Source organism: Pseudoalteromonas luteoviolacea H33-S, from assembly GCF_001625695.1.
GTDB classification, from domain to species: Bacteria; Pseudomonadota; Gammaproteobacteria; order Enterobacterales; family Alteromonadaceae; genus Pseudoalteromonas; species Pseudoalteromonas luteoviolacea_B.
Window position 1 is genome coordinate 101068 of the sequence record NZ_AUXY01000104.1, and the last position, 24588, is coordinate 125655.

The following is a 24588-nucleotide window of genomic DNA, read 5'->3' on the forward strand; positions in this document are numbered from 1 at the left end:
TTAGAATGCTGCCTATAATGGCAAAAAATCACTTTAAGTTAAAACATTGTTTGCTTAATCGACACTGAATTTTTCACAAATTTAGGAACAAACATTTTAAACTCAAGATGATAGTGCCATAGTGAAACATGAAATAATGACGTATTAGGATAACTATGAAGGTGTATTTGGTCGGTGGTGCCGTCAGAGATGAATTACTCGGCAGACCTATATTAGAAAGAGACTATGTTGTAGTAGGTGCGACAATCAGAGATATGCTCAAACTTGGTTATCAACAAGTTGGTAAAGATTTCCCTGTGTTTTTGCACCCAGAAAGTAAAGATGAGCACGCCTTAGCACGCACCGAACGCAAGCAAGGGCAAGGCTATACGGGCTTTATTTGCGACTTTGCACCGACCATTACCCTAGAAGATGATCTGATCCGCCGTGATTTGACCGTCAATGCCATTGCCAAAGATGATCAAGGTAATTTGATCGATCCCTATCATGGTGAAGCAGATCTCGACAATAAGATCTTGCGCCATGTCAGTGACGCCTTCAGCGAAGATCCACTGAGGATCTTACGTGTTGCGCGATTCGCTGCGCGCTATCACTACTTGGACTTTACCATTGCGGATGAAACCATGCAGTTAATGACTGCCATGGTTCAAGCGGGTGAGCTTAAAACGCTCACTAAAGAGCGGGTATGGATGGAGATAGAAAAATCACTCAAAGATGGTGCTATCCACATATTTGCCAATGTGCTTGCGGATCTGAATGCCCTGCCATTTGTTACACCTTGGCAAACCAAATGGGATCAAACCACTGCTAAGACATTAGCGGATCAACTTGCGCGCTTAGATCCAAGCAACGATACCTATTTAAGATCTGCGTTTAGCCTTTGGCAATATCAAGCTGATCTGAGCCAATACAATCTAGAGCAAGCTCATAAGATCCCAAAAATCTATGCTGATAGCTTACGTGATTTGCAGGCAAACTTACCATTATTACAATCAACCCCTTGGCAAGCTGACACCATCATGACCATATTAAATCAGCTCGATGCATGGCGTCGTCCAGAGCGTTTAAGCGTGTTTATCAGCACTGCACGCGTCATTGATGATCACTGTGCCGACAAAGCCATTAAACTCAACAAAGCATACAAAGCAGCGAGTAATGTCAAAGCACAGGAAGTGATCGCACTGGGTGCAAAAGGGCCAGAAATTAAAGTAGAGATGGATAAGCTGAAATTAAAGCGTATTGAAGCCATTTTGACGCTTTAAACTATTAAGAAAGGGGGCTATCGCCCCCTAGCGCATTAAGCACATTTTTTGCCTAATACATCTTCAACCGAAACAGCTAATTTATCTTTTCGGATCACAATATGCTGATTATTCGATTTAATTGACAAAGCGCCGCCACCTATCGTCATATTATCGCTAATGATATATTCCACTTCATTCTTGTCATTGATTTCATATGCAAGTGACGGTGTTGCATTTTGTAATTGGAAATGACGAAGATTCTCATCATATTTGAAGCTTAAGTCGTTAAATGAATAATTAGGCAGCTCTTTTGTTGCAGCAGCATAACAGTCTTTATTGCCACCTTTGTCATCATTTAGGTGGTCAAACATATGATATTTGCCCTGACTATCAATTACTGCAACCGCTTTATCTCCCTCATAACTTGCATCATAAACACCAACTATCGGTGCAAACTCTGATGTTGCAGGTTGTTCAGTCGTCGTTGAATTATTGACTGTTGGTTGCTGTTCTTGCGCTTTCGGCGTGCTGTTGTCATCACTGCCACCACCACATGCTGCCAGAGATAAGCCTAAGAATACAGGTAGTACTTTTTTCATCATTGTTGCCATATTGAAAATAAATTAATTGGCAATTATATTTAAAACATACCGTTTTAAAAAACATTCTAAGACATTAAGCTATTGAAAAGTAAACCAAAGTAAACATAAACAGTTTATTTCCCGTCAGTAAACAAAAAATTAAACATCGACTTTTCCTGCCAATCAATACTGTATAAAAGCACGATCAAACAGTGCAGCGACATCATCTCTACTTAGTTATTTTTCAATTAGTTGCCTATGAACTGTTTTTTAAGTAAAAATAGCCAACATCTGTCGTATTAAGGAAAAGTGATGTTAGCAGAGGCACTTAGGCGTATTGAGCAAGAAAAACAAGAAAAAACCGGTAGGCTAAATTTAAATGGTCTTGGCTTAACAGCGTTGCCTGAGGAATTATTCGAACTGGTTTGGTTAAAAGAGTTGTGTTTAGGGGTTGAGTTCGCTCATGAGTTAAAGCACAACCAGGGGACATTTATCTCACGCGCATTATTTGACGATTTAAAGCACCATGATACGTCTGGCGGAGAATCCTCATTTGATGAACTACCAGAGCAAATACAGCGCTTATCTCAGCTAGAAGTCCTGATTGCGGAGCACTGCTTTGAAGCTGTGAACCTCAGTTTAATCTCAGAGCTTACGTCACTGCGTGTTTTAGTACTGGGAGACTCAAAGTTATTAAGTCAATACGGATCGGTGCAATTGCCTAATCTGGCAGTGCTGTCACTTGTGCGCAACACCTCTTTTAATTCAGCAATGTTATGCCAGCTTACTGAGCTAAGATATTTAGATTTGTGCGGCAATGTAGACATTCAATTGGCACACCTGCAACATCGACACCATTTAGAGTGGCTTGAACTTTCAAATCTCGATGAATTAGACCTTAATGATTTAGCGGGCAGTCATAATTTACAATATCTAAAATTGTCTGATTGCCCGAAGCTTAAGTCCAATTTTCCCTATTTGTCACGATTAGATACCTTCATACTGGAAACCTGTCAATTCGAGCAAACCCAATCAAGCTGGAATTTACCTAAAATAGAAACTATCGAATTAGTTGATTGTGTGCTTGGTAGCCTTGACATGCTGCGTGAATTAACAGCCCTGATACACCTTGATATCTCACACAGTTATTTTAGCGACCTCAGCCCATTAGAGAACTTGCAAAATGTGCGCTCGTTAGAGCTTGTGAGTTGTGAAATTGAGAACATATCCCCTATTAATGAACTTAACCGCATTCAAAAATTAAAATTGTCCGATAACCTCATCTCTGATTTAACAGGCATAGAGCAACTCCAAAACCTGACATATCTTGACTTAGATAACAATGCTGTTTGTGACATCACACCGCTTGCAAAGCTTAGCGACCTAGAAAGCCTATACCTAGATGATAATCTCATAAAAGACATCACGCCAATTGGACAAATTAAAAAACTAGAACACCTCAAAGTCAGTAATAACCATTTTTTAACAGAGCATGACTTAACCCTAGAGCCATGGGACAACCACCTAGATGCCATTAAAAACTTGCTGCTGCAAACCACCGAAAGCCACAGTCAAATAAAGCTGCCTTGCAAGGTATTATTTTTAGGCAACCACAGTGCTGGTAAATCGAGCTTAGCGAATTATTTGCAAAAGCAAAGCCTCACTGAAAAGACCCAATCGACCCATATTCTCTCCATTCAGCACTATACCTGTGTAGATAATCGCGCAGCGTCACAGCAAGCGATACAAAACTCACTGCCTGATGCCATTTTTTATGACTTTGGTGGCCAAGATTATTACCATGGCGTGTATCGGGTATTTATGCAGCAAAAAGTCCTCACTTGCTTACTGTGGAAGCAAGACTGTAATGGTAATCAGCAAGCAACAGATAGCCGTGGCTACGAGACTCAGCATTTCTCACTGGCGTATTGGCTTGCTCAGTGGCGCGGTATGACAGCACCTGAACGCAAGGTAGAGACGCCTTTATTGTTAGTGCAAACCCATGCTGACCAAGACCCAAAACAGTTAGTCACCTCTGAACCACAATCGCTGACCCAGCACCAGTTTTATGTCTCCCTAAATGACGCAGGTGACACGTCTGTCAATCAGGCCAGCCTAAACTACTTACACACCACATTGGATACATTTATCGAGCAAAGCCGCCGCACGGTAAAGGGAGATAAATGGTATCAAGACTTTATCGCATATGTGTTGGACCGACAGCAAAACCGTATAAACAATGCCCACACATATACTCGCTTGGGCGACTTGGTTAAACAATACCAAGCGGGCTCTGACAATGACAGATTGCACCTGCAAACAGAGCTGAAAAAATGGCACGAGCAAGGGCTGGTTTTATACTATCCCAGTATCAATAAAAACAAGGTGTGGCTTAATCCGCAAGCCCTAACACAGTTTATCCATAGCCACATATTAAGCCTTAAAACATTTGAAAACTCTCAGGGAAGGATACGTAAAGCACAATTCGATAAACTTATAAAACAACATAAAATCGATAAAGACGTTGTCGAACTGCTCAAAAAAGAAAAAGTCATCTTTGACCATACACACACCGATGAAATCATCATCCCCAACTATCTCCCACTGGCCAAAGAAGAGGGCGACCACTATGCACTGTATACCTTCGGTATGGAGTATGCTAGTGCCTTTACTTTAAAGTTTGCGCAATTTATCCCCATGGGACTCATTAACCAACTCATTTGTTACTTTGGCCCCTTACCCGAAAGCAAATTGTTTTGGCGCAACCAGTTACTGTTTACCTTAGGTGTCAACAAAAATGACGATGGGACAAAAAACACAGATCACGCCAGCAAGGTGCTGATAAAAGTCGAGTACCATCCACATATTCAAATCAAGGTCTATATCAGTGGCCACAACAAGGTACGCTCGCAGCATATTCGCTATCTGTATTTTGTGATTATGGCCATGTATTGGGATTTGGATATTCAAACCGATCTCAAGCGCTTTGATAGTTTGTTTAAGCAACTTAAGCAAGGTAGTAGCAAAAAGCGCACACTTGAACTCGAGGAAGTGACACAACAACAATTCGACCACATTAAAACCGTTTTTGAAACGCCACCTAAAGACTTACAGCTATCTTTGGATAACCGTTACTTTGTGTCGGCAACTGAGCTCGCTGAGCACAGCAACTCTACGCAAATCTCGGCTTTTGATACGCAAAAAAATATAATAAAAAACTTAGATGTAGAACCCTATCAACCATTTACACTGAAAGGACTGAATAAAGTGCTCAAAGTATTTATATCTTATTGCCACGATGACATCGCACAGCGTCAAGAGCTTGAGTTGTACCTCACCAACTTGGTGCGAAATAAACAGATTGAGATTTGGCAAGATGGCTTAATTCAACCTGGGGACGTATGGCACACAGAGATTGTCACGGCCCTTGAGGAAGCCGATGTGGTGATTATGCTCATCAGCCAAGCCTTTATTGCATCAGGCTATGTACATGATGTCGAAGTGCCCAAAGCACTTAAAAACTTACAAGACGGTAGCACTAAAATCTTTCCAGTATTGTTGAAAGACTGTGACTTCGCCGACTGGCATGTTTGGCCAGAAGAAATTCATGCTGATTTAGAAAACGAAGAAGCGGTCGCTATGTCCCAATATCAGTTCTTTCCACAAGACGAGCAAAATCGCTTAAAGCCCATCAATCAGTGGGATTATCCTGAGAAAGCATGGACAGGGCTAACCAAGGCATTAAAACAATTAATCAAAGACTTAAATAACGCATAGTCAGCATAAATAACCGCAATGGCAGCCCAGCCTTCGTTGGGCTGATGATTTTACAGTGCACTGTGTACGTATCTTGCTTAACTTAAGCGTTAAACTAACTGGAGTAAGGATACGAGATGAAAATTGATAGTGTATATGCCCCCTACACACCAACGAGACATACTGTTAAGACAAAAGCACAACATGGCAACTCACTGCCGCAAAACACCACACAACCGCCAAGCAGTGCAAAAGCCATCGATATGAACAATACCGGCATGAATGAGCTCAATGCATTGATACAGGCAACAGGAGACGATAGACTCCTGTTCAGGCTCCCTCATGACACCTTTAGATTAGTTGATGGTGAACTCCAAGGTTCTAGCAGTAGTAACTTTTTAGCACAAATTGAAAACGAAATCGCCTTTGAACAAAGCCGAGGGAGTGATACCGGCGAGCTAGAAAGTTTTTTAGCTGTCCTCAAGGAGTATCAAGGTTACCCGCTGCAATCGCATGTCGCAGTGACTGCCTGAATGTATTAAGCGGGTTGAACAAAGGTAGCTGAGCGTGCTTATAAGTAGATTGGAGCTCACTTTTCACAACAATACACCCGTGTAACAAACAAAAACCCGACAATTGCCGGGTTTTTTCAATTTAAAAAGAAGTGTTAATTACTTCTTCTTAACTGCTTTTTTGTTTGGAAGGTCAGTGATTGAACCTTCGAAAATTTCAGCAGCTAGACCGATTGACTCGTTCAGTGTCGGGTGAGCGTGGATAGTCAGTGCCACGTCTTCTGCGTCTGCACCCATCTCTACCGCTAGGCCGATCTCACCAAGCATTTCACCTGCGTTGATACCAACCATCGCACCACCGATAACACGGCCTGACTCTTTATCAAAGATAAGCTTAGTTTGACCTTCAGTACGTGCAGAAGCGATTGCACGGCCAGATGCAGCCCACGGGAATACCGCAGTTTCAATCTTAAGGCCTTGCTCTTTTGCTTCTTTCTCAGTAACACCAACCCATGCAATTTCTGGATCTGTGTAAGCGATTGAAGGGATACACTTAGGATCGAAGTAGTGCTTCTTACCAGAGATAACTTCTGCAGCAACGTGTGCTTCGTGTACCGCTTTGTGCGCAAGCATAGGCTGACCAACGATGTCACCAATCGCGAAGATGTGGTCAACGTTTGTCTTCATTTGCTTGTCTGTGTTGATGAAGCCACGCTCATCAACTGCAACGCCAGCTTTGTCAGCGTCAAGTAGCTTACCGTTTGGTGTACGACCAACAGCAACCAATACTTTGTCGTAACGTACTTGGCCTTCAGGTGCTTGTTTACCTTCGAATGAAACGTAGATACCGTCTTCTTTCGCTTCAACAGCAACAACTTTCGTAGAAAGCATCACGTTGAACTTGTTCTTAACGTACTTCTGGTAAACCTTGATGATGTCTTTGTCAGCAGCAGGTACTAGCTGATCAGCAAATTCAACAACGTCGATGTCTGAACCTAATGCACGGTAAACAGTACCCATCTCAAGACCGATGATACCACCACCTAGTACAAGTAGTTTGCCAGGCACGTCTTTAAGCTCAAGTGCACCAGTTGAATCAATGATACGCTCATCTTGTGGGATGAACGGAAGGCTTACTGGTTGTGAACCTGCTGCAATGATTGCGTTCTCAAACGTCACTGTCTTAGTGCCGTCAGCGCCTTCAACTGCGATGGTGTTAGAGCCTGTGAATTTACCGTAACCGTTAACTACGTTAACTTTTCGCATTTTAGACATACCAGCTAGACCGCCAGTAAGTTGACCGATTACAGACTCTTTCCAAGTACGGATTTTGTCTAAATCGATTTGTGGAGCACCGAAAGTTACACCGTGAGAAGCCATTTCAGCTGCATCGTCGATAACCTTAGCGACGTGAAGAAGTGCTTTTGAAGGAATACAACCTACGTTCAAGCAAACACCACCTAGGGTATCGCGAGATTCAATCAATGTAACATCTAAACCTAGGTCTGCTGCACGGAATGCTGCAGAGTAACCACCAGGACCACCGCCTAGTACAACAACTTGAGTTTTGATTTCGTTGCTCATGTTATTACCTTAACTATTATTCGAACGGGACTCTACTCAACTGAGTATCCGCACCCAATTTGCCTGCCGGTCGCCAAATTAGGGCAAATCCAACAGAGAGAGTTTTTTGTGCGCGAAAGTGTATCATTCGCACTCACTAATGTCCCGTCCAATTATCAGACAGGACACTAAAAATACAACAAAACCGCACAACTTAGGTTGGGCGGTTTTGATTCATCTTACATTACTAGCTGACGAATATCGCTCAGGTAGTTTGCAAGTGTCACAGTAAAGCGTGCTGCAAGCGCCCCGTCAATTACACGGTGGTCGTATGAACAGCTTAGCGGCACCATTAAGCGCGGCTCAAACTCTTTACCATTCCATTTCGGCTTCATCTCAGACTTAGATACACCTAAGATTGCCACTTCTGGCGCATTCACGATTGGCGTGAATGACGTACCACCGATGCCACCTAGGCTCGAGATTGTGAAACAACCGCCTTGCATGTCAGCAGCAGTCAGCTTACCGTCACGTGCTTTCTTAGACACTTCCATCAGTTCACGAGAAAGCTCGATGATGCCTTTTTTGTTCACGTCTTTGAATACTGGAACAACCAAGCCATTTGGCGTATCAACCGCGACACCAATGTTCACGTATTTCTTCAGAATTAGGCTCTCACCGTCTTCTGATAGTGAAGAGTTAAACGTTGGGAACTCTTCAAGAGCTTTTGCAGCCGCTTTCATTACGAAGACCAATGGCGTGATTTTCACACCCATTTTCTTCTTCTCAGCCAGCACATTTTGCTCTTTACGGAACGCTTCTAGTGTCGTGATGTCTGCTTCGTCAAACTGTGTAACATGCGGGATTTGTACCCAGTTACGGTGTAAGTTTGCACCAGAGATCTTTTGAATACGAGATAGCTTCTTCTCTTCAACTTCACCAAACTTGCTGAAGTCTACTTTCGGCCAAGGAATTAGACCCAGCTCGCCACCACCGGTGTTGCCACCTTTAGATAGCTGACCTGATTCAACTTGCTTCACTAGCTCTTTCACATAGTTCTGAACGTCTTCTTTAACAACACGGTTCTTACGACCAGTTGCTTTAACGCGCGCAAGGTTTACACCAAACTCACGTGCTAGACGACGCACAACTGGTGATGCGTGTGCGTACTGATCGTTCGCAACAAATTCATCTTTTTGTGCAGATGCAGGGGCTGCTGCCGGAGCAGGTTTTGCCGCAGGAGCCGCTGCTGGTGCTGCTGTTGGAGCAGGCGCAGCTACAGGTGCTGCTGCCGCTGGTGCACCGCCAGCTGTTTCAAATACGAAGATTAAAGAGCCTGTCGATACTTTATCGCCAGCATTTACTTTGATCTCTTTCACAGTACCAGCAAATGGTGCAGGTACTTCCATAGAAGCCTTATCGCCTTCTACAGTGATGAGAGATTGCTCTTCTTCGATTGAATCACCGACAGATACCATGATTTCAGTCACTTCAACTTCATCACCACCGATATCTGGTACATGTACTTCTTTCGCTTCTGCTACCGCAGCTGGTGCCGCCGCAGGCGCAGGTGCAGCTTCAACAGGTGCCGCTGCTGGTGCACTGCCGGCAACTTCAAATACGAATACCAAAGAGCCTGTTGACACTTTACCGCCAACTTCCACTTTGATTTCTTTCACAGTGCCTGCAAATGGTGCTGGTACTTCCATAGAAGCCTTGTCGCCTTCTACGTTTAAGATTGACTGGTCAGCTTCAACTGCGTCGCCCACAGAAACCATGATCTCCGTGACTTCAACTTCGTCGCCACCGATATCTGGTACGTGTACTTCTTTAAGCTCTGCCGCAGGTGCTGGCGCTGCTGCAGGAGCCGCTGGCGCTTCTGCCGCAGCAGGTGCTTCTGCACCGGCTGCGTCAAAAATCATAATCAAAGAACCTGTTGAAACTTTATCACCTTCAACAACTTTGATTTCTTTAACAGTACCCGCAGCAGCTGCTGGTACTTCCATTGAAGCCTTATCGCCTTCAACTGTGATCAATGACTGATCCACTTCAACCGTGTCACCTACGCTTACTAGGAGCTCGGTTACTTCAACCTCATCGGCACCAATATCTGGAACATGAATTTCAATTGACATGTTTTTGCCTCTTATGCGTAAAGTGGGTTAGCTTTTGTTGTGTCGATATCAAATTTCTTGATAGCGTCAGCAACAACTGATTTTTCAACCTTGCCCTGTTGAGCAAGTTCGTTAAGTGCAGCAACAACCACATAACCTGCGTTCACTTCGAAGTGACGACGTAGGTTTTCACGGCTGTCTGAACGACCGTAACCGTCAGTACCTAGTACCTTGTAAGAGCTGCTTGGCATGAATGCGCGTACTTGATCTGCATAGTTCTTCATGTAGTCAGTCGCTGCAATCGCTGGAGACTCACCAAGTACAGTTGAGATGTAAGGTACTTTTGCATCTGCTTCTGGGTTAAGCATGTTGAAACGTTCAGCATCTTGACCGTCACGAGCAAGCTCGTTGAATGACGTCACAGAGAATACATCTGAACCAATGCCGTACTCTTCGCTTAGGATTGCACCCGCTTTACGTACTTCGTTCAAGATTGTGCCTGAACCCATAAGTTGTACGTGTGCTTTCTCACCTGCGTTTGACTCAAGCTTATAGATACCTTTACGGATACCTTCTTCAGCGCCTTCAGGCATTGCTGGCTGGTGATAGTTTTCGTTCATCAGCGTTAGGTAGTAGAACACGTTTTCTTGCTCTGGACCGTACATACGACGGATACCATCTTGCAAGATAACTGCTACTTCAAATACGAACGTTGGGTCGTAAGAAATACAGTTAGGAATCGTACCCGCTTGAATGTGCGAGTGACCATCTTCGTGCTGTAGACCTTCACCGTTTAGCGTTGTACGACCTGCTGTAGCACCTAATAGGAAACCACGTGCTTGTTGGTCACCTGCCATCCACGCCATGTCGCCAACACGTTGGAAACCGAACATAGAGTAGTAGATGTAGAATGGGATCATCGGCAGGTCATTTGTGCTGTATGACGTTGCAGCAGCAACCCATGAAGACATTGCACCTAGCTCGTTGATACCTTCTTGAAGTACCTGACCTGATGTTGCTTCTTTGTAGTAAGAAACGATGTCGCGGTCTTGAGGCGTATAGTTCTGACCATGTGGGTTATAGATACCGATTTGACGGAATAGACCTTCCATACCGAAAGTACGCGCTTCATCCGCAATGATTGGTACGATGTTTTTGCCAACACCCTTGTCTTTTAACAAGATGTTTAGTGCACGTACGTAACCCATTGTGGTTGAGATATCACGCTTTTGCTCTTCAAGTAGCGGCTTGAACTGCTCCAATTTTGGTAGCTCAAGTGCTTGTGTGAAGTTAGGTAGACGCTGTGGTGTGTAACCGTGTAGCGCTTTACGGCGTGCGTGCAGGTATTCGTACTCTGCAGAGCCTTCTTTAAGCGTTAGGTACGGTAAGTTTGCAATTTCTTCGTCAGAAACTAGATCTTCTAGACCTAGGCGTGAGCGCAAGTGCTCAACGCTAGACATGTCCATTTTCTTAACTTGGTGTGCAATGTTTTTACCTTCCGCAGCTTCACCCATGCCATAACCTTTTACAGTCTTAGCTAGGATAACTGTTGGACGACCTTTCTCATCTTGCGCCGCTTTATAAGCTGCGTATAGTTTAGATGTATCATGACCACCACGCTTAAGTGCGAAGATTTCATCATCCGTCATATCAGCAACCAGTGCTGCTGTCTCTGGGTAACGACCAAAGAAGTGCTCACGTACATACGCGCCATCTTTCGCTTTGTATGTCTGGTAGTCACCATCGATTGTTTCGTTCATTAGCTGAAGAAGCTTACCAGTTGTGTCTTTCGCTAGTAGCGTATCCCAACCTGAACCCCAAACAACTTTGATTACGTTCCAACCAGCACCTTTAAATAGGCCTTCAAGTTCTTGAATGATCTTACCGTTACCCATTACTGGGCCGTCAAGACGCTGTAGGTTACAGTTGATCAGGTAACATAGGTTATCTAGCTTCTCACGCGCTGCAAATGAGATTGCACCACGTGATTCTGGCTCATCCATCTCACCATCACCTAGGAACGCATATACGCGCTGCTCGTTAGTCTCTTTAAGACCACGACCTTCTAGGTACTTAAGGAAACGTGCTTGATAGATTGATGCGATTGGACCAAGACCCATAGATACTGTTGGGAATTGCCAGAACTCAGGCATCAATTTAGGGTGAGGGTATGAAGAGATACCTTTACCGTCTACTTCTTGACGGAAGTTATCTAACTGCTCTTCAGTTAAACGACCTTCAAGGAACGCACGTGCGTAGATACCCGGTGAAATATGACCTTGGTAATAGACTAAATCACCACCGTCCTTCTCGTTTGGCGCACGGAAGAAGTGGTTGAAACACATTTCATAAAATGCTGCTGAAGACTGGTAAGACGCCATGTGGCCGCCTAACTCTAGGTCTTTTTTAGACGCACGAAGTACGATCATGATCGCATTCCAACGTACGATAGAGCGGATACGGCGTTCAATCGTGGTATCACCAGGATATGCTGGTTCTTGGCCTGCCGGAATGGTATTTACATAGTTTGTAGTAATACCTGTAGGCATGTCCACGCCATCTAGGCGGGCTTGCTCTAGCACTTGCTCAAGTAAGAATTGCGCGCGTTCTACGCCTTCTTCTTTCACAACTGACTCAAGCGCTTGTAACCACTCTTGGGTTTCTAACGCGTCAACGTCAAACTTATTGACTTCAGACATATGGAGTGTTCCTTATGTTTTAAATGCAAATTTATTCAATGCGTCAATGACGCAATCAAGCATAATTGCTCGATTTTGCTTAAAAGACCGAATTTACCTAACTTATTGCTGCTTAGTGCGACGTAGACTCCGCTCAATGCGAGAGCGTTCTCTACCCGCTTCAAGTAATGCTTCTTCGATGAAGGCTAGGTGTGCGTTACTCGCAAGCCTCGCCTTTTCCGGATCCCCTTGGATCACGGCATCCATCAATACCGCTCGGTGCTGTGCAAGCTGTTCGCTCACATCTGACTTTTGCACCAACACGGTTAAATTCTGCAATACATTTTGCTCAAGTAACGTTTGCATTCCTCTCACTAAGTGCAGTAACACCACATTATGTGACGCTTCTGCTACAGTGAAATGAAACGCATTGATTGCTTTGGCTTTTAGGGCTAAATCATCCCCCACCTCAGCGATATTGTCATAGCTTTGCTTTACTTTATCCATGTCATTGTCTGTGCCTCGAAGCGCAGCATAATAAGCAGCGATACCTTCTAAGGCATGACGGAATTCAAGTAAGTCAAACTGAGACTCAGGGTGTTTACTGATCAAGTCAAAAAGTGGATCAGTTAACCCTTCTTCTAGCTGATTTTTAACGTACGTACCGCCACCTTGGCGACGCGTCACTAACCCTTTGGCTTCGAGTTTTTGAATCGCCTCTCTTAACGACGGGCGGGATACTTCAAACTGCTTAGCAAGTTCTCGTTCGGGAGGAAGCTTTTCACCAGGAAGCAATGATCCTTCTAAAATCATGTTTTCCAATTGCTCTAAAATCACATCCGAGAGTTTCGCAGCTTTAATCTTCAAAGACATTGATAACACGCCAGTTTGGGTTATATCCACCAGCTAAGTAAGAAGTCCCTACGTTACATCGTAAGTCTTTAAAACTTAGCAATATTTACTTAATCATTTAGTATATTGTGACCAGACAGGTAAATTGGTCATACCAAATTTGGACAATAAGTTATCAAAATCAAGCTCGGCTGTCAAAATTACACCTTTTCATCGCTTTTAATATCCTTTTTTTGACATCCATTCAGATTAAACTTTATACAATTAAAAATGATTGCAAAGAAAAATAAAAATGGTCAGACCAGAGGAAAGGCGAAATACAAATTAAAACCAATTGGCAAATTTAAATAGTATGAAGAAACATGGTGTTTTATTGAATGGATAATAAAAGAGGAGGAGAAGCTGTCCTAAAATCAACGTCAGGGGGGACAACTTCTCACAGGGTTAACTTGTGCTCATCTCTAACTTCCTCTTCTTCGCTTGTTATCATTATATGTTCGTGATTAGTGTGCATTTCAGGTACAAACTAACCCGTTCGATTATGAACCAAGAAGTTAAGGTAATGGTACTGTCAGAAAATACAGGAATTGTAATAATGAGCCTTCACTAATTGCAGCATCGGCCTGTTCTACTACTTTGGGCTTGCCATGAATGGCCACTCCTAAGTCAGCTGCGGCCATCATGACAAGGTCGTTCGCACCGTCACCAATCGCGAGTGTCTGCCCTGGACTCACTTCATAGCGCTCACGTAAGGCATTTAACACCTCAGCCTTTTTCTCAGCATCCACAATCTCTCCGATGACACGGCCAGTAAGACGTTGCCCATCGATTTCTAGCGTATTGGCATATACATGGTCTAGATCCAATCTAGATTGCAACGCCTCTGCAAACCAAGTAAATCCACCCGATGCAATTGCTAATCGCCATTGATGTGCTTTTAACACCTCACACAGCTGCTTTATACCCAACATTAAAGGTAGATCTTCTTTAAGCGGTGAGATTAAACTCAATTCAATCCCCTGCAACTTCGCCACTCGCTTGTGCAGACTTTCATTGAATGCCAATTTACCAGCCATGGCCTCTGCGGTGACTGAAGCGACTTCATCATATACGTCTGCCAAACGCGCAATTTCATCAATGCACTCTATCTCAATCACTGTTGAGTCCATATCCATGACCAATAGACCTGGAGTATTTAATTGAGGCAAAATAGGTAAGATCGCCCCCTGACAACCAAGTTTGCCAGCGGCTTGACGAATGTCTGATTTAGGCCACTCACCAGAGGGAAAATATGCCATGATGGCGACACCGGCGGGTAAATCCTCATGTGCTTGGTACGCACATACCTGTGTAGGCACGATATTGACCAATGCCAAGGCGTTTAAAAACTCAAGTAAAATTGACCCTGTAATAGTCGTACCAAATAACACGATACAGTGTGCTGAGTCCTCTGCTAATCCCCCCTCTTTCACAGATTGGGCATTTTCAAATTCATACCACTTTGATAAGGTAAGTTGATTTTCAACAGGGCGGACATCAAGTTGGTCGAGACTTGGCATATTTAGCATTGGCATTGAGCACTCCTAATAACGGTATAGGCTCTTTTTAACATCTAATGAAAATAAAGTCAGCCAACAAGCTGTAACTATGAAAAATACACAAGCGAACACCTTTTTACAGTCATCAAAAAGTAAACGATTACTGAGACTTATTATCGCAGCGGGCTGTTTGATTGCGCTGTTATGGATTGCGACCAATACCAGTTTTCGCTCTCACCAGTTACTTCATACAAATGCCAACCATACTGGACAAAGCTTAATCAATCAGTTTGCATTAAATGCGATTGAACCACTGGCGAAGATGGATAAGGCTAGACTCAAAACATTGAGTAATCATCTCGCTAGCGATGAGTACGTGTTATCTGTGGCGGTTTATAATCACAAGGGAGAATTTGTCATTGGCAATGATGGTATCACTCAAACACCTGTGATTGCAGGCTTGCCAGATGGACTTGCTGGGATCAACCCGAGTAAAGATGCCATTGTCAGTACCATTGTCGATAACGAACGTACAATTGGCTTTGTCAGTATTGAATACCTGACTGACGCCGCAATGAATGAAAGCCACAAGCACTTTCACCAGCTTGGCCGTATCGTGCTACTCATGCTCATTATTGTCGGAGTATTTACTTGGCAAATAGGCAGAGCATTGACGCGACGTGATGTCAAAAAGCACATTAACAAAAGTGCACAAGAGGATAAGACCGAAAAAAATACTAATGAATGATGTGCGCTAGCAAAACTCTCTCAATGCAGTGAAGGCTACAGTCAACTAACAGACGTCAAAGCGAAAAAAGCTCCCTGGACGATTTATATAGAGCTTGTGCAATGACTTCTGGTGGTTCAGTACGCAACTGACATACCTGTTCAAAAATATCCACCAAACGCACTGGCACATTTATCTGTCCTTGAAACCCATAAACCGGCATTGATGGCGCATCGGTTTCTAATACGAAATTAGATAATGGCAAGCTGCTAACGACATCACGGGTCTTTCTCGCGCGTGCATAAGTTATCGTGCCACCAATGCCCAGTTTAAATCCTAGCTTTATATAATACTCAGCTTGCTGCCGCGAACCAGAAAATGCATGGATCACACCACCAAATTGAGGGACCACTTGCTTAAACGCTTGTGCAATTAAGTGGTGACTTTGGCGATGATGAACAATGAGCGGCAAGCCTAATTGATTAGCCAGTTTAATATGCTCTTTAAATAAGACTTGTTGCAGTGCTAAATCATCGCAATGACTATCAATACCACACTCGCCAATGGCGATCAGCTTTGCTTTGTGTTGCGCTGCCAAAGCAGCCAAGTGTGGCATGTCTTCTACACTTCGCTCAGTCAAAAAGTACGGATGTAAGCCAAATGCAATATGACAACTTGGATGTTGCTGTTGAAACGCCAGTAAACTTTTACTTTGTGTAAGTGATATACCTGGCACCACAAACCGCTCAATGCCAGACGCTTTCGCATCTGACATATATTCCGTTAAGTTATCGGCAAGTTCGTCAAAATCCAAGTGACAATGACTGTCTATAAATCGCATTTACGGATTTAAACGCTCAATAGACCAGCTATCATCTGCTTGCTTCACATACATAAAGCGATCATGAAGACGATGCTCTCCACCTTGCCAAAACTCTATTTTATGTGGCACAACACAGTATCCGCCCCAAAAATCAGGCAAGGGAATATCGCCTTTAGCAAACTTACTTTTCATCCCTTCAAATGTTTGCATCAATGCCTGCCTTGATGACACTGGACGCGATTGCTGAGAAGCCCAAGCAGCTAGCTGGCTCTCTTTTGGGCGAGATAAAAAGTACTTTGCCACAGCTGCTGTGCTCATAGACTTAGCTTCACCATAAACAATCACTTGTCGCTCAATTGCATGCCAAGGGAAATGTAGAGAGATTTTATTATTCTCAGACAAATCTTGTGCTTTTTTTGAGCCCGTATTAGTAAAAAATACGAAGCCATTTTTATCTAGATTTTTGAGTAATACGATCCGCTGCGAAGGCTGACCATCTTTATCAACAGTCGCAACCACCATGGCTGTTGGATCTGCACTGAACTTGGCGTCAACCGCTTGCTTCAACCAAATCTCAAATTGCTCAATAGGATCATCTTGCAAAGTTTCTCGGCGCAGCCCACCTTGCATATATTCTCTGCGGATATCATCTAATTTCATCTTGGCGATTCCTTAGCATATTTCAACAACTTCTCTTTGCGCTCAAAGGAAGTATTACATAAACAAAAAGCCGCCTAGAATGGCGGCTTTTTCAACATTACACATAGATAAAGCTTACATTTGCTCCATCACTTCAATGCCTAACAAATCTAGACCTGTGTGTAGTGTTTTAGCCACTAAATTACATAACATCAAGCGACTTTCTCTTGCTTGTTCTGTGACATCGTCTTTCAAAATAGGACACGCCTCGTAGAAAGACATATATAAACTCGCAAGCTCGTATAAGTAACCACATAATACGTGTGGCGTCGCTTCATTGATCATTAGATCAAGCACTTCTTCTAACTGCAACAATTTAAGCGCAAGCGCTTTTTCTTGCGGCTCTATGATAGCGATGTTACCAGCCAAGGTTGCACTATCCACATTTGCTTTACGGAAGATACTCTTAACACGTGTATATGCATATTGAAGATATGGTGCTGTTGCGCCTTCAAAGCTCAACATCGTATCCCAGTTGAAGATGTAATCACTGGTGCGATGCTTTGATAAATCTGCATATTTAACCGCGCCAATACCTACTTTACGAGCGATCTCCGCACGTGCTTCTTCTGACAGCTCAGAAGCGCGCTCAGCAAGTTTATCCGACGCTCGGCCAACCGCTTCATCCAACAAATCTGCAAGCTTAATCGTACCACCTGTACGAGTTTTAAATGGCTTGCCATCATCACCCATCATGGTACCAAACAGGCTTGGCTCATAGCTGGTTTTTTCTTTTAACAAACCTGCTTTACGCGCTGTGATCTCAACTTGATTGAAGTGAAGACCCTGACGTGCATCCACAAAAATCAAGATACGGTCAACATCAAGCTCATTTGAACGGTAATCACACGCCGCTAAATCTGTTGTAGAGTATAAGAAACCACCACCTGATTTTTGTACGATAAATACTGATGGCTCACCATCTTTATTCGCTAATTCATCAAGGAAGACCACTTGTGCACCTTGGTCTTCTACCGCAATGCCTTTTTCTTTGAGCAGTTCGATCACACCATTAAGACGCGCGTTATATGCACTCTCTGCTTTGATGTCTTCACGACCAAGGGTTACGTTCAGCTTTTGGTAGACTTCTTCAGAGTGTTTTACTGATGTATCGATGAATAAATGCCACAATTTTTCACAGTGCGCATCGCCACCTTGTAATTTTACAACATAGTCACGGGCTTTATCCGCAAAACCTTCTTCATCATCAAAGCGTTTTTTCGCATCACGATAAAAGCTCTCTAAATCAGCTAATGCCACCGCCTCAAGATCAATACCTTGCTCAAGTAAATCTTCAAGGTGTGCGATCAGCATACCAAACTGAGTACCCCAGTCACCCATATGATTTTGACGGATAACTTTATCACCACGGAATTCAAGGGCACGTACAACGGCATCACCAATGATGGTCGAACGCAGATGACCAACGTGCATTTCTTTTGCAAGGTTTGGCGATGAATAATCCACAACAACTTTATGTGGCGTTGCGTGTTCTGCTACACCAAGTTTTGCATCTTGGTTAGCCGATTCTAAGCTAGATGCTAAGAACTCAGGTTTTAGATGAATATTGATAAATCCAGGGCCTGCAATTTCAGTTTTTGCAGCAACATCGTCGATATCTAAGTTATCAATGATCTTCTGTGCAACTTCACGCGGATTCGTTTTTAATGCTTTTGCGGCACCCATTGCACCATTGATTTGGTAATCACCAAATTGCGGGCGAGTAGATTGTGTAACCGCTGGGTTAGTGCCTTCTGGAATGCCCGCAGCTTGCATCGCTGCATTGGCTTTTTCAATTAATAGAGTTTTGATATTCATTTGTTATCCTGTGATCCTTGCCAGCCATCAGACCAGCAAGGTTAAATTCAATTTAAGCGCTTATTAGTGTTCACGTGTATGATGGAACTTAACATCAGGATAGCGTTCCATTGATAAGTTTAAATTTACACGGCTAGGTGCAATGTAAGTTAAGTTATCACCACCATCAAGGGCCAAGTTTGCTTCACACTTGCGTTTAAACTCAGCCATCTTCTTATCGTCGTCACACGTCACCCAACGGGCTGTTTGTACCGCTACACTTTCGTAAATAGCATCTACGTTATATTCAGCTTTTAGGCGCGCTACAACCACATCAAACTGAAGCACACCGACCGCACCTACGATTAAGCTATTATTTTGTAGTGGTCTAAATACCTGTACCGCACCTTCTTCTGACAGCTGTACTAAGCCTTTTAGCAACTGTTTTTGCTTAAGTGGATCTTTTAAACGAATGCTACGGAATAATTCTGGCGCGAAATTTGGAATACCACTGAATTTCAGCTTCTCACCTTGCGTGAAGGTATCACCGATCTGGATTGTACCGTGGTTGTGCAAGCCAATGATGTCACCAGCGTATGCCTCTTGAGCACGCTCACGGTCGCCCGCCATAAATGTTACCGCGTCGGAGATACTGACTTTTTTGCCAATACGTACATGGTCCATCTTCATACCTTGCGTATATTTACCCGATACAATACGCATAAAGGCAATACGGTCACGGTGTTTAGGGTCCATATTTGCTTGAATTTTGAATACGAAGCCTGAGAACTTTTCTTCTTCAGCTTTTACTTCACGCTCTTCAGTTTGACGTGGCATTGGCGTTGGCGCCCACTCAGTTAAACCGTCAAGCATATGGTCAACACCAAAGTTACCTAATGCTGTACCAAAGTAAACAGGTGTTAGCTCACCCGATAAAAATAGCTCATGATCAAACTCATTGGATGCACCGATCACCAACTCTAGCTCTTCACGAAGCTGTTCTGCTAACTCATCACCGATTTCGGCATCTAGATCTGGGTTGTCTAAGCCCTTTATGATGCGTTTTTCTTGAATGGTATGGCCTTGACCCGTTGCATATAAAATCGTTTCATCACGATGAATGTGGTAAACACCTTTAAACTCTTTACCGCAGCCGATTGGCCAAGTGATAGGTGCACACATGATATTCAGTTCTGTTTCGACTTCGTCCATCACTTCCATTGGGTCACGGATATCACGGTCAAGCTTATTCATGAAAGTCACGATTGGCGTGTCACGTAAGCGAGTAACTTCCATTAATTTACGTGTTCTATCCTCAACACCCTTTGCCGCATCGATCACCATTAGACATGAGTCAACAGCAGTCAGCGTACGATAAGTATCTTCAGAGAAATCTTCGTGTCCCGGAGTATCGAGTAGGTTTACCAATGCATCATTATACGGGAACTGCATCACCGAGGTTGTTACCGAGATACCACGCTCTTTTTCCATTTCCATCCAGTCGGATTTTGCGTGCTGGTTTGAACCACGGCCTTTTACCGTACCGGCTTTTTGTAACGCCTTTCCGAATAAAAGTACTTTCTCTGTAATGGTGGTTTTACCCGCATCCGGGTGAGAAATAATGGCAAAAGTACGGCGAAGCGATACTTCTTGCTGGATACTGTTGTTTGACATTGAAAACTCTACTTTTGGCTTATCTGAGTGTGACTATTCACTGATAACACTCGGCTGTGAACACATATCCGCGTATTGTCTCTGATCCTGACTATTTTAACAACTTATCGGCGTATAAATTGCCGATAATCAGCTTAACTTTTACACAAACAAAATCGATATGCTCAGTATTAAGTGAAATTCGACTATTTTTGGCAATGAATATCAACTGACAACTCAGTGTTGTATTTAAATTATCAATTCATCATAAAAGCCACACTATACAAATGTGCTCAAGTTGCTAGGATAAGCGCCATCAACACATAATAAAAAAATAACCAATGACAAAACTCTTTTTAATTCCAAAGCCTAACCCGCATGCAACGCTGCGATTATTTTGTTTTCCATATGCTGGCGGATCTCCTAGTATCTTTATGCCGTGGCTCAATCAACTTCCAGGCAATGTTGAGCTTGTATTGGTACAACTGCCGGGGCGCGGTGCACGGTTAATGGAAGAACCTCACAATAAAATGAGCTTAATTATTGATGAGTTAATGCAGCATAGTAGTTTTATCACTCAAAAACCTTGCGCCTTCTTCGGTCATAGTTTAGGAAGTAGAGTAGCCTATGAGCTCGCGTTAACATTACAGAAAGATAATCAGGTATTACCTTTAAAAATCATCGCTTCAGGCAGTCGTGCACCACACATTGCAAGTAATAAGGCACCGACCTATCATCTACCTGATCCTGAGTTTATCTCCGAACTACACGAGCTCAACGGTACCCCTAAAGAAGTACTAGATAATGCGGAACTCATGGAGTTATTTTTACCTCTGCTGCGTGCTGATTTTGAAGTTGCCGATTGTTACCAAGCTGAAGAACTGCCGCTTCCGATCCCCATTGATGTCTTTTTCGGCCATGATGATATCGATGTAACGACTCCTATGGTTGATGCATGGCAGTCACTATCAGCTTTACCAATTACAAAACATGCATTCAATGGCGACCATTTTTTCATTAACACCCACAGTGAACCGGTGCTCAAAACAATATCGCAACTACTTTGTTCACTCTAAGCAAGGCTCTAGCGAGCCTCTGCCTACCCTTTTATTCGTTTTTTATCCTACATTTTCACTAACTTTTTTCCGCAGTCATAGACGTAGGTACAAATTAACATTTATTATATAATACTAGGTTAACATTCAACCTATAACTGTAATCACATATATGAAGAAGTAAGGCTGATGGAAGGTCAAAGCCGTGTTATTCAGAGAAAAAGGAAAACAAAAGTGAGAAATGTATTGGTGTTATCTATGCTGATACTCACTCTAAGTGGTTGTAAAAGCTTAGTTGAGAAAGGACATAATCTGTTCCAAGCAGGCATGTATACACAATCAGCAGAATACTATGAACAAGCACTACAAGAAGACCCTCATGACATTGAAGCACAAAAAGGTCTACTGCAAGCTCGTAATAAAATTCTAGATAAAGGCCTAATTGATGTGCGAATGTTACGGTTAGGTGGCAACCCAACTGGTGCTGCAATTAAATTAGAATCTTTGTTGCGCAATCAAATAGCATGGCAAATTGAACCATTTGGACCAATCGCTAACACACAAACGGAAGAAATCGACTATGCAACCCTGTGGTTAAAGCAGCGTGCTGCGCAGCTTGGTCAATCTAAGTTCCCAGATCAATTCCGCTATTTTGAACATAGATATGCTTTTTTAATCAGCAATGCTCAATTGCACAGCCTATTCACCACTTATCGTGCCGCTTTGCAAAATAAAGCCCACGCTCAGTGCACGCGTATGTCGACTAAAACAACTAATGAACGTTTTTACTTACGCCAGTTTACAGAAAAGTATTGTATGGCATGGGATCTACCTCAAGAGTTGGCCGTTATCACACAAGACCCAACTCGTTACTCGAGTATCAAGCTTACACCTCGCTTCAGAGTGAATTTGCATCGCACGAGTAGGCAAGCAAATTCGCTCAAAACCGCCTCGTCAGAATTAAAGCAAATATTCAGAGAAAGCCTGTGGTATAACCCTGTGGGGAAAAACACATTCAAGCTCAAATTTGACGCAAACCTAGAACACACAAGAAAAGCCAAACTTGTTAATCGCCATACTCACTTCACACTCGTTGAAGAAAAGCAAAGCAAAGCCAACCCTTCTGATACATTAGACGTCGAAGTAAAAAAAGCATTTCGCTATCCTGTCACCGAATTCACAGAGCAATTTAGTGTCAATGCAAAATATGAAGGCATCATTGCCCAACAACAGATAGAGTTTAGTATCGATGATAGTCAAACACACTATACGCAGAGCCATCAGGCTGATTTTCCTCAACTCAATATCAAGCCAATAAAAGCAACCTTTTTAGATGTAGACAGTAAACTTGATAAGCAACTGACCACACTACAACAAGATTTTAAATCTCAGTTAGAGCGAGTGTGGATTGACACCCACTGTAATGGCTTAATCGGCGCACAATATGGCGAATATATTTTACGTTGTGGAAAAATCGCACCCGACAATCAGTTTGTGAACAGTTGGTTTCAAAAACAGTTTGGTTTGAATTACCAAGAAATGGCGACGTTGTACGCGCTATAATTTTAGTTGCTTTTATCGACAAGGCAATAGGGCTTCACCAATGGCTCGCCTTGTCGATAAAAAGGCGATGGCGTATTTTTTCTCAGCAATCGCCAAAGCACTATTTTCAATACCAAATTAGCCACCACCCGTTTATGTGACCAAGGTCCTTTGATTTCTACTGGGATCGCTGCATTTGCAAATTTACAAAATACACTGCCTGAGGGCGGACCTACAACATCATCTAAATTTTCTTCTATGCAACTGTGTAATAGCCCAACCAATGGCCAACGCGCGTTCATGGTATTTCCAAGTGGACTATTGCAACAGCTGGCAAACCATCGGTGTACTCCCTCTCGCGTGACGGTCAGGCAGGCAATTTCTTCATGCCCATGCGTAAATGTGAGCTGTGATGCACTCACTTGAAACACATCTGAACCGCCATATTCATTGAGCACATTTTGCTGTGCTAAATGCCCAACAAAGGCTTGGCAATCATCACAATAACAAACCACACGATTGTGAAAAAGCCGATTGCCACATGAAACAACACCGCGCACTTTGCCACATTGGCATTTCACATTCACACACTTGTCCATTGTATTCTCCACTGGATTAGGTTTGTTCATATTGTTGCTTTTCATACACTCTAACAGTGCTTTACAACACAATAAAATGCAAGTGGCGCTTGGCCTAGAGCCGGCTTCATGCTAGTTTGCTGCAAAACAAAATAAATTTGGGAATTACTATGCCAAAGGCCAGTGAAATAAAAAAACATGCGGCGATTGAGTACAATGGTCGCGTCATGATTGTACGTGATATTGAGCGTTCAGTACCACAGGGTCGCGCAGGTGGTAGCCTATACCGTATGCGCATGTACGATGTTGTCAACAATGGTAAAGTAGACGAGACGTTTAAAGCAGAAGAAATGCTTAAACTCGCTGATTTAACGCGTCGCCCTGCGATGTTTTCATATATCGATGGTGAAGAGTATGTCTTTATGGATGAGGAAGACTACACCCCTTACCACCTCAATAAAGAAGCGATTTCAGAACAGGTTTTATTTATCAATGAAGATACTAAAGGTCTATCTGTTGTGGTTGTTGAAGGCAGCCCTGTATCGGTTGACTTACCTTCCAGCGTAGAGCTCGTGATTGAAGAAACGGCACCATCAATTAAAGGTGCATCTGCCAGTGCGCGTACAAAGCCGGCAACACTTACGACAGGCCTAATCGTCCAAGTGCCTGAGCACATTTCAACAGGTGATAAAATCAAGATCAACACGACTGAAGTTAAATTCATGAGTCGTGCAGATAGTTAATTTTACCTATCGAAATAAACAAGCCGGTTATTCCGGCTTTTTTATTGTCTTTGTAACTTAACCCCCTACTTTTTTCTGTTTTATCACTCCTTTAATGTAATTAATGCTTTGAATTGCTGTTATTTTGTGCCAA

Annotated in this window: 18 protein-coding genes; 7 read left to right on the forward strand and 11 right to left on the reverse strand. The window is 43.1% G+C overall.

The genetic code is table 11. The annotated features are described in order from the left end of the window. Window positions 1-155: 155 nt before the first annotated feature. Window positions 156-1262 (forward strand): tRNA nucleotidyltransferase, encoded by a 1107-nt coding sequence (locus N477_RS21375; RefSeq protein WP_063362503.1) that lies wholly within the window; start codon window positions 156-158, stop codon window positions 1260-1262. Between the two features lie 35 nt (window positions 1263-1297). On the opposite strand, the gene N477_RS21380 is transcribed toward N477_RS21375, so the two are convergent. Further along, on the reverse strand, window positions 1298-1846 hold the full coding sequence (locus N477_RS21380; RefSeq protein ID WP_155731985.1) for a hypothetical protein: 549 nt from the start codon (window positions 1844-1846) through the stop codon (window positions 1298-1300). A gap of 291 nt (window positions 1847-2137) precedes the next feature. On the opposite strand from N477_RS21380, the gene N477_RS21385 reads away from it, so the two are divergent. Further along, a complete protein-coding gene (locus tag N477_RS21385) occupies window positions 2138-5602 on the forward strand; it encodes a leucine-rich repeat domain-containing protein (RefSeq protein WP_063362501.1) in 3465 nt (1154 codons plus the stop codon). A 116-nt stretch (window positions 5603-5718) separates the two neighbouring features. Next, the gene (locus N477_RS21390; RefSeq protein WP_063362500.1) at window positions 5719-6114 is read left to right on the forward strand and encodes a hypothetical protein; all 396 of its coding nucleotides are present in this window, start codon (window positions 5719-5721) and stop codon (window positions 6112-6114) included. A gap of 138 nt (window positions 6115-6252) precedes the next feature. Here the strand turns inward: N477_RS21390 and lpdA are convergent, their stop codons facing one another. From lpdA to serB, 5 genes are all read right to left on the reverse strand, one after another. Further along, entirely contained in the window at window positions 6253-7677 is a 1425-nt protein-coding gene (lpdA, locus tag N477_RS21395) for a dihydrolipoyl dehydrogenase (RefSeq protein ID WP_063362499.1), read from the reverse strand. Window positions 7678-7895: 218 nt separating this feature from the next. Further along, window positions 7896-9791 (reverse strand): pyruvate dehydrogenase complex dihydrolipoyllysine-residue acetyltransferase, encoded by a 1896-nt coding sequence (gene aceF, locus N477_RS21400; RefSeq protein ID WP_063362498.1) that lies wholly within the window; start codon window positions 9789-9791, stop codon window positions 7896-7898. Window positions 9792-9802: 11 nt separating this feature from the next. Further along, entirely contained in the window at window positions 9803-12469 is a 2667-nt protein-coding gene (gene aceE / locus N477_RS21405) for a pyruvate dehydrogenase (acetyl-transferring), homodimeric type (protein WP_063362497.1), read from the reverse strand. Between the two features lie 102 nt (window positions 12470-12571). After that, complete coding sequence (gene pdhR / locus N477_RS21410) at window positions 12572-13321, reverse strand: pyruvate dehydrogenase complex transcriptional repressor PdhR (RefSeq protein ID WP_039612079.1); 750 nt, start codon at window positions 13319-13321, stop codon at window positions 12572-12574. Window positions 13322-13854: 533 nt separating this feature from the next. Continuing rightward, the gene (serB, locus tag N477_RS21415) at window positions 13855-14874 is read right to left on the reverse strand and encodes a phosphoserine phosphatase SerB (protein ID WP_063362496.1); all 1020 of its coding nucleotides are present in this window, start codon (window positions 14872-14874) and stop codon (window positions 13855-13857) included. Window positions 14875-14947: 73 nt separating this feature from the next. On the opposite strand from serB, the gene N477_RS21420 reads away from it, so the two are divergent. Next, complete coding sequence (locus tag N477_RS21420; RefSeq protein ID WP_063362495.1) at window positions 14948-15586, forward strand: AhpA/YtjB family protein; 639 nt, start codon at window positions 14948-14950, stop codon at window positions 15584-15586. 55 nt (window positions 15587-15641) lie between these two features. On the opposite strand, the gene N477_RS21425 is transcribed toward N477_RS21420, so the two are convergent. From N477_RS21425 to prfC, 4 genes are all read right to left on the reverse strand, one after another. Beyond that, the gene (locus N477_RS21425) at window positions 15642-16406 is read right to left on the reverse strand and encodes a TatD family hydrolase (protein WP_063362494.1); all 765 of its coding nucleotides are present in this window, start codon (window positions 16404-16406) and stop codon (window positions 15642-15644) included. Next, window positions 16407-17048 (reverse strand): pyridoxamine 5'-phosphate oxidase, encoded by a 642-nt coding sequence (gene pdxH / locus N477_RS21430; protein ID WP_063362493.1) that lies wholly within the window; start codon window positions 17046-17048, stop codon window positions 16407-16409. Window positions 17049-17162: 114 nt separating this feature from the next. Beyond that, entirely contained in the window at window positions 17163-18905 is a 1743-nt protein-coding gene (gene argS, locus N477_RS21435; protein WP_063362492.1) for an arginine--tRNA ligase, read from the reverse strand. A gap of 63 nt (window positions 18906-18968) precedes the next feature. Beyond that, a complete protein-coding gene (gene prfC, locus N477_RS21440) occupies window positions 18969-20558 on the reverse strand; it encodes a peptide chain release factor 3 (protein ID WP_063362491.1) in 1590 nt (529 codons plus the stop codon). 320 nt (window positions 20559-20878) lie between these two features. Here prfC and N477_RS21445 point away from each other — a divergent pair, with 320 nt between their 5' ends. Next, the gene (locus N477_RS21445; RefSeq protein ID WP_063362490.1) at window positions 20879-21613 is read left to right on the forward strand and encodes a thioesterase II family protein; all 735 of its coding nucleotides are present in this window, start codon (window positions 20879-20881) and stop codon (window positions 21611-21613) included. Window positions 21614-21826: 213 nt separating this feature from the next. Next, window positions 21827-23155: a tetratricopeptide repeat protein gene (locus N477_RS21450; protein WP_081228539.1), complete on the forward strand. Its 1329-nt coding sequence runs from the start codon at window positions 21827-21829 to the stop codon at window positions 23153-23155. Between the two features lie 2 nt (window positions 23156-23157). Here N477_RS21450 and N477_RS21455 read toward each other — a convergent pair whose 3' ends face one another. Further along, window positions 23158-23733 carry a DUF6151 family protein gene (locus tag N477_RS21455; RefSeq protein WP_063362488.1) on the reverse strand — a complete coding sequence of 192 codons (576 nt, stop codon included), beginning with the start codon at window positions 23731-23733 and terminating at the stop codon, window positions 23158-23160. A gap of 149 nt (window positions 23734-23882) precedes the next feature. Here N477_RS21455 and yeiP point away from each other — a divergent pair, with 149 nt between their 5' ends. After that, window positions 23883-24455 (forward strand): elongation factor P-like protein YeiP, encoded by a 573-nt coding sequence (yeiP, locus tag N477_RS21460; RefSeq protein ID WP_039612087.1) that lies wholly within the window; start codon window positions 23883-23885, stop codon window positions 24453-24455. Window positions 24456-24588 lie beyond the last annotated feature (133 nt).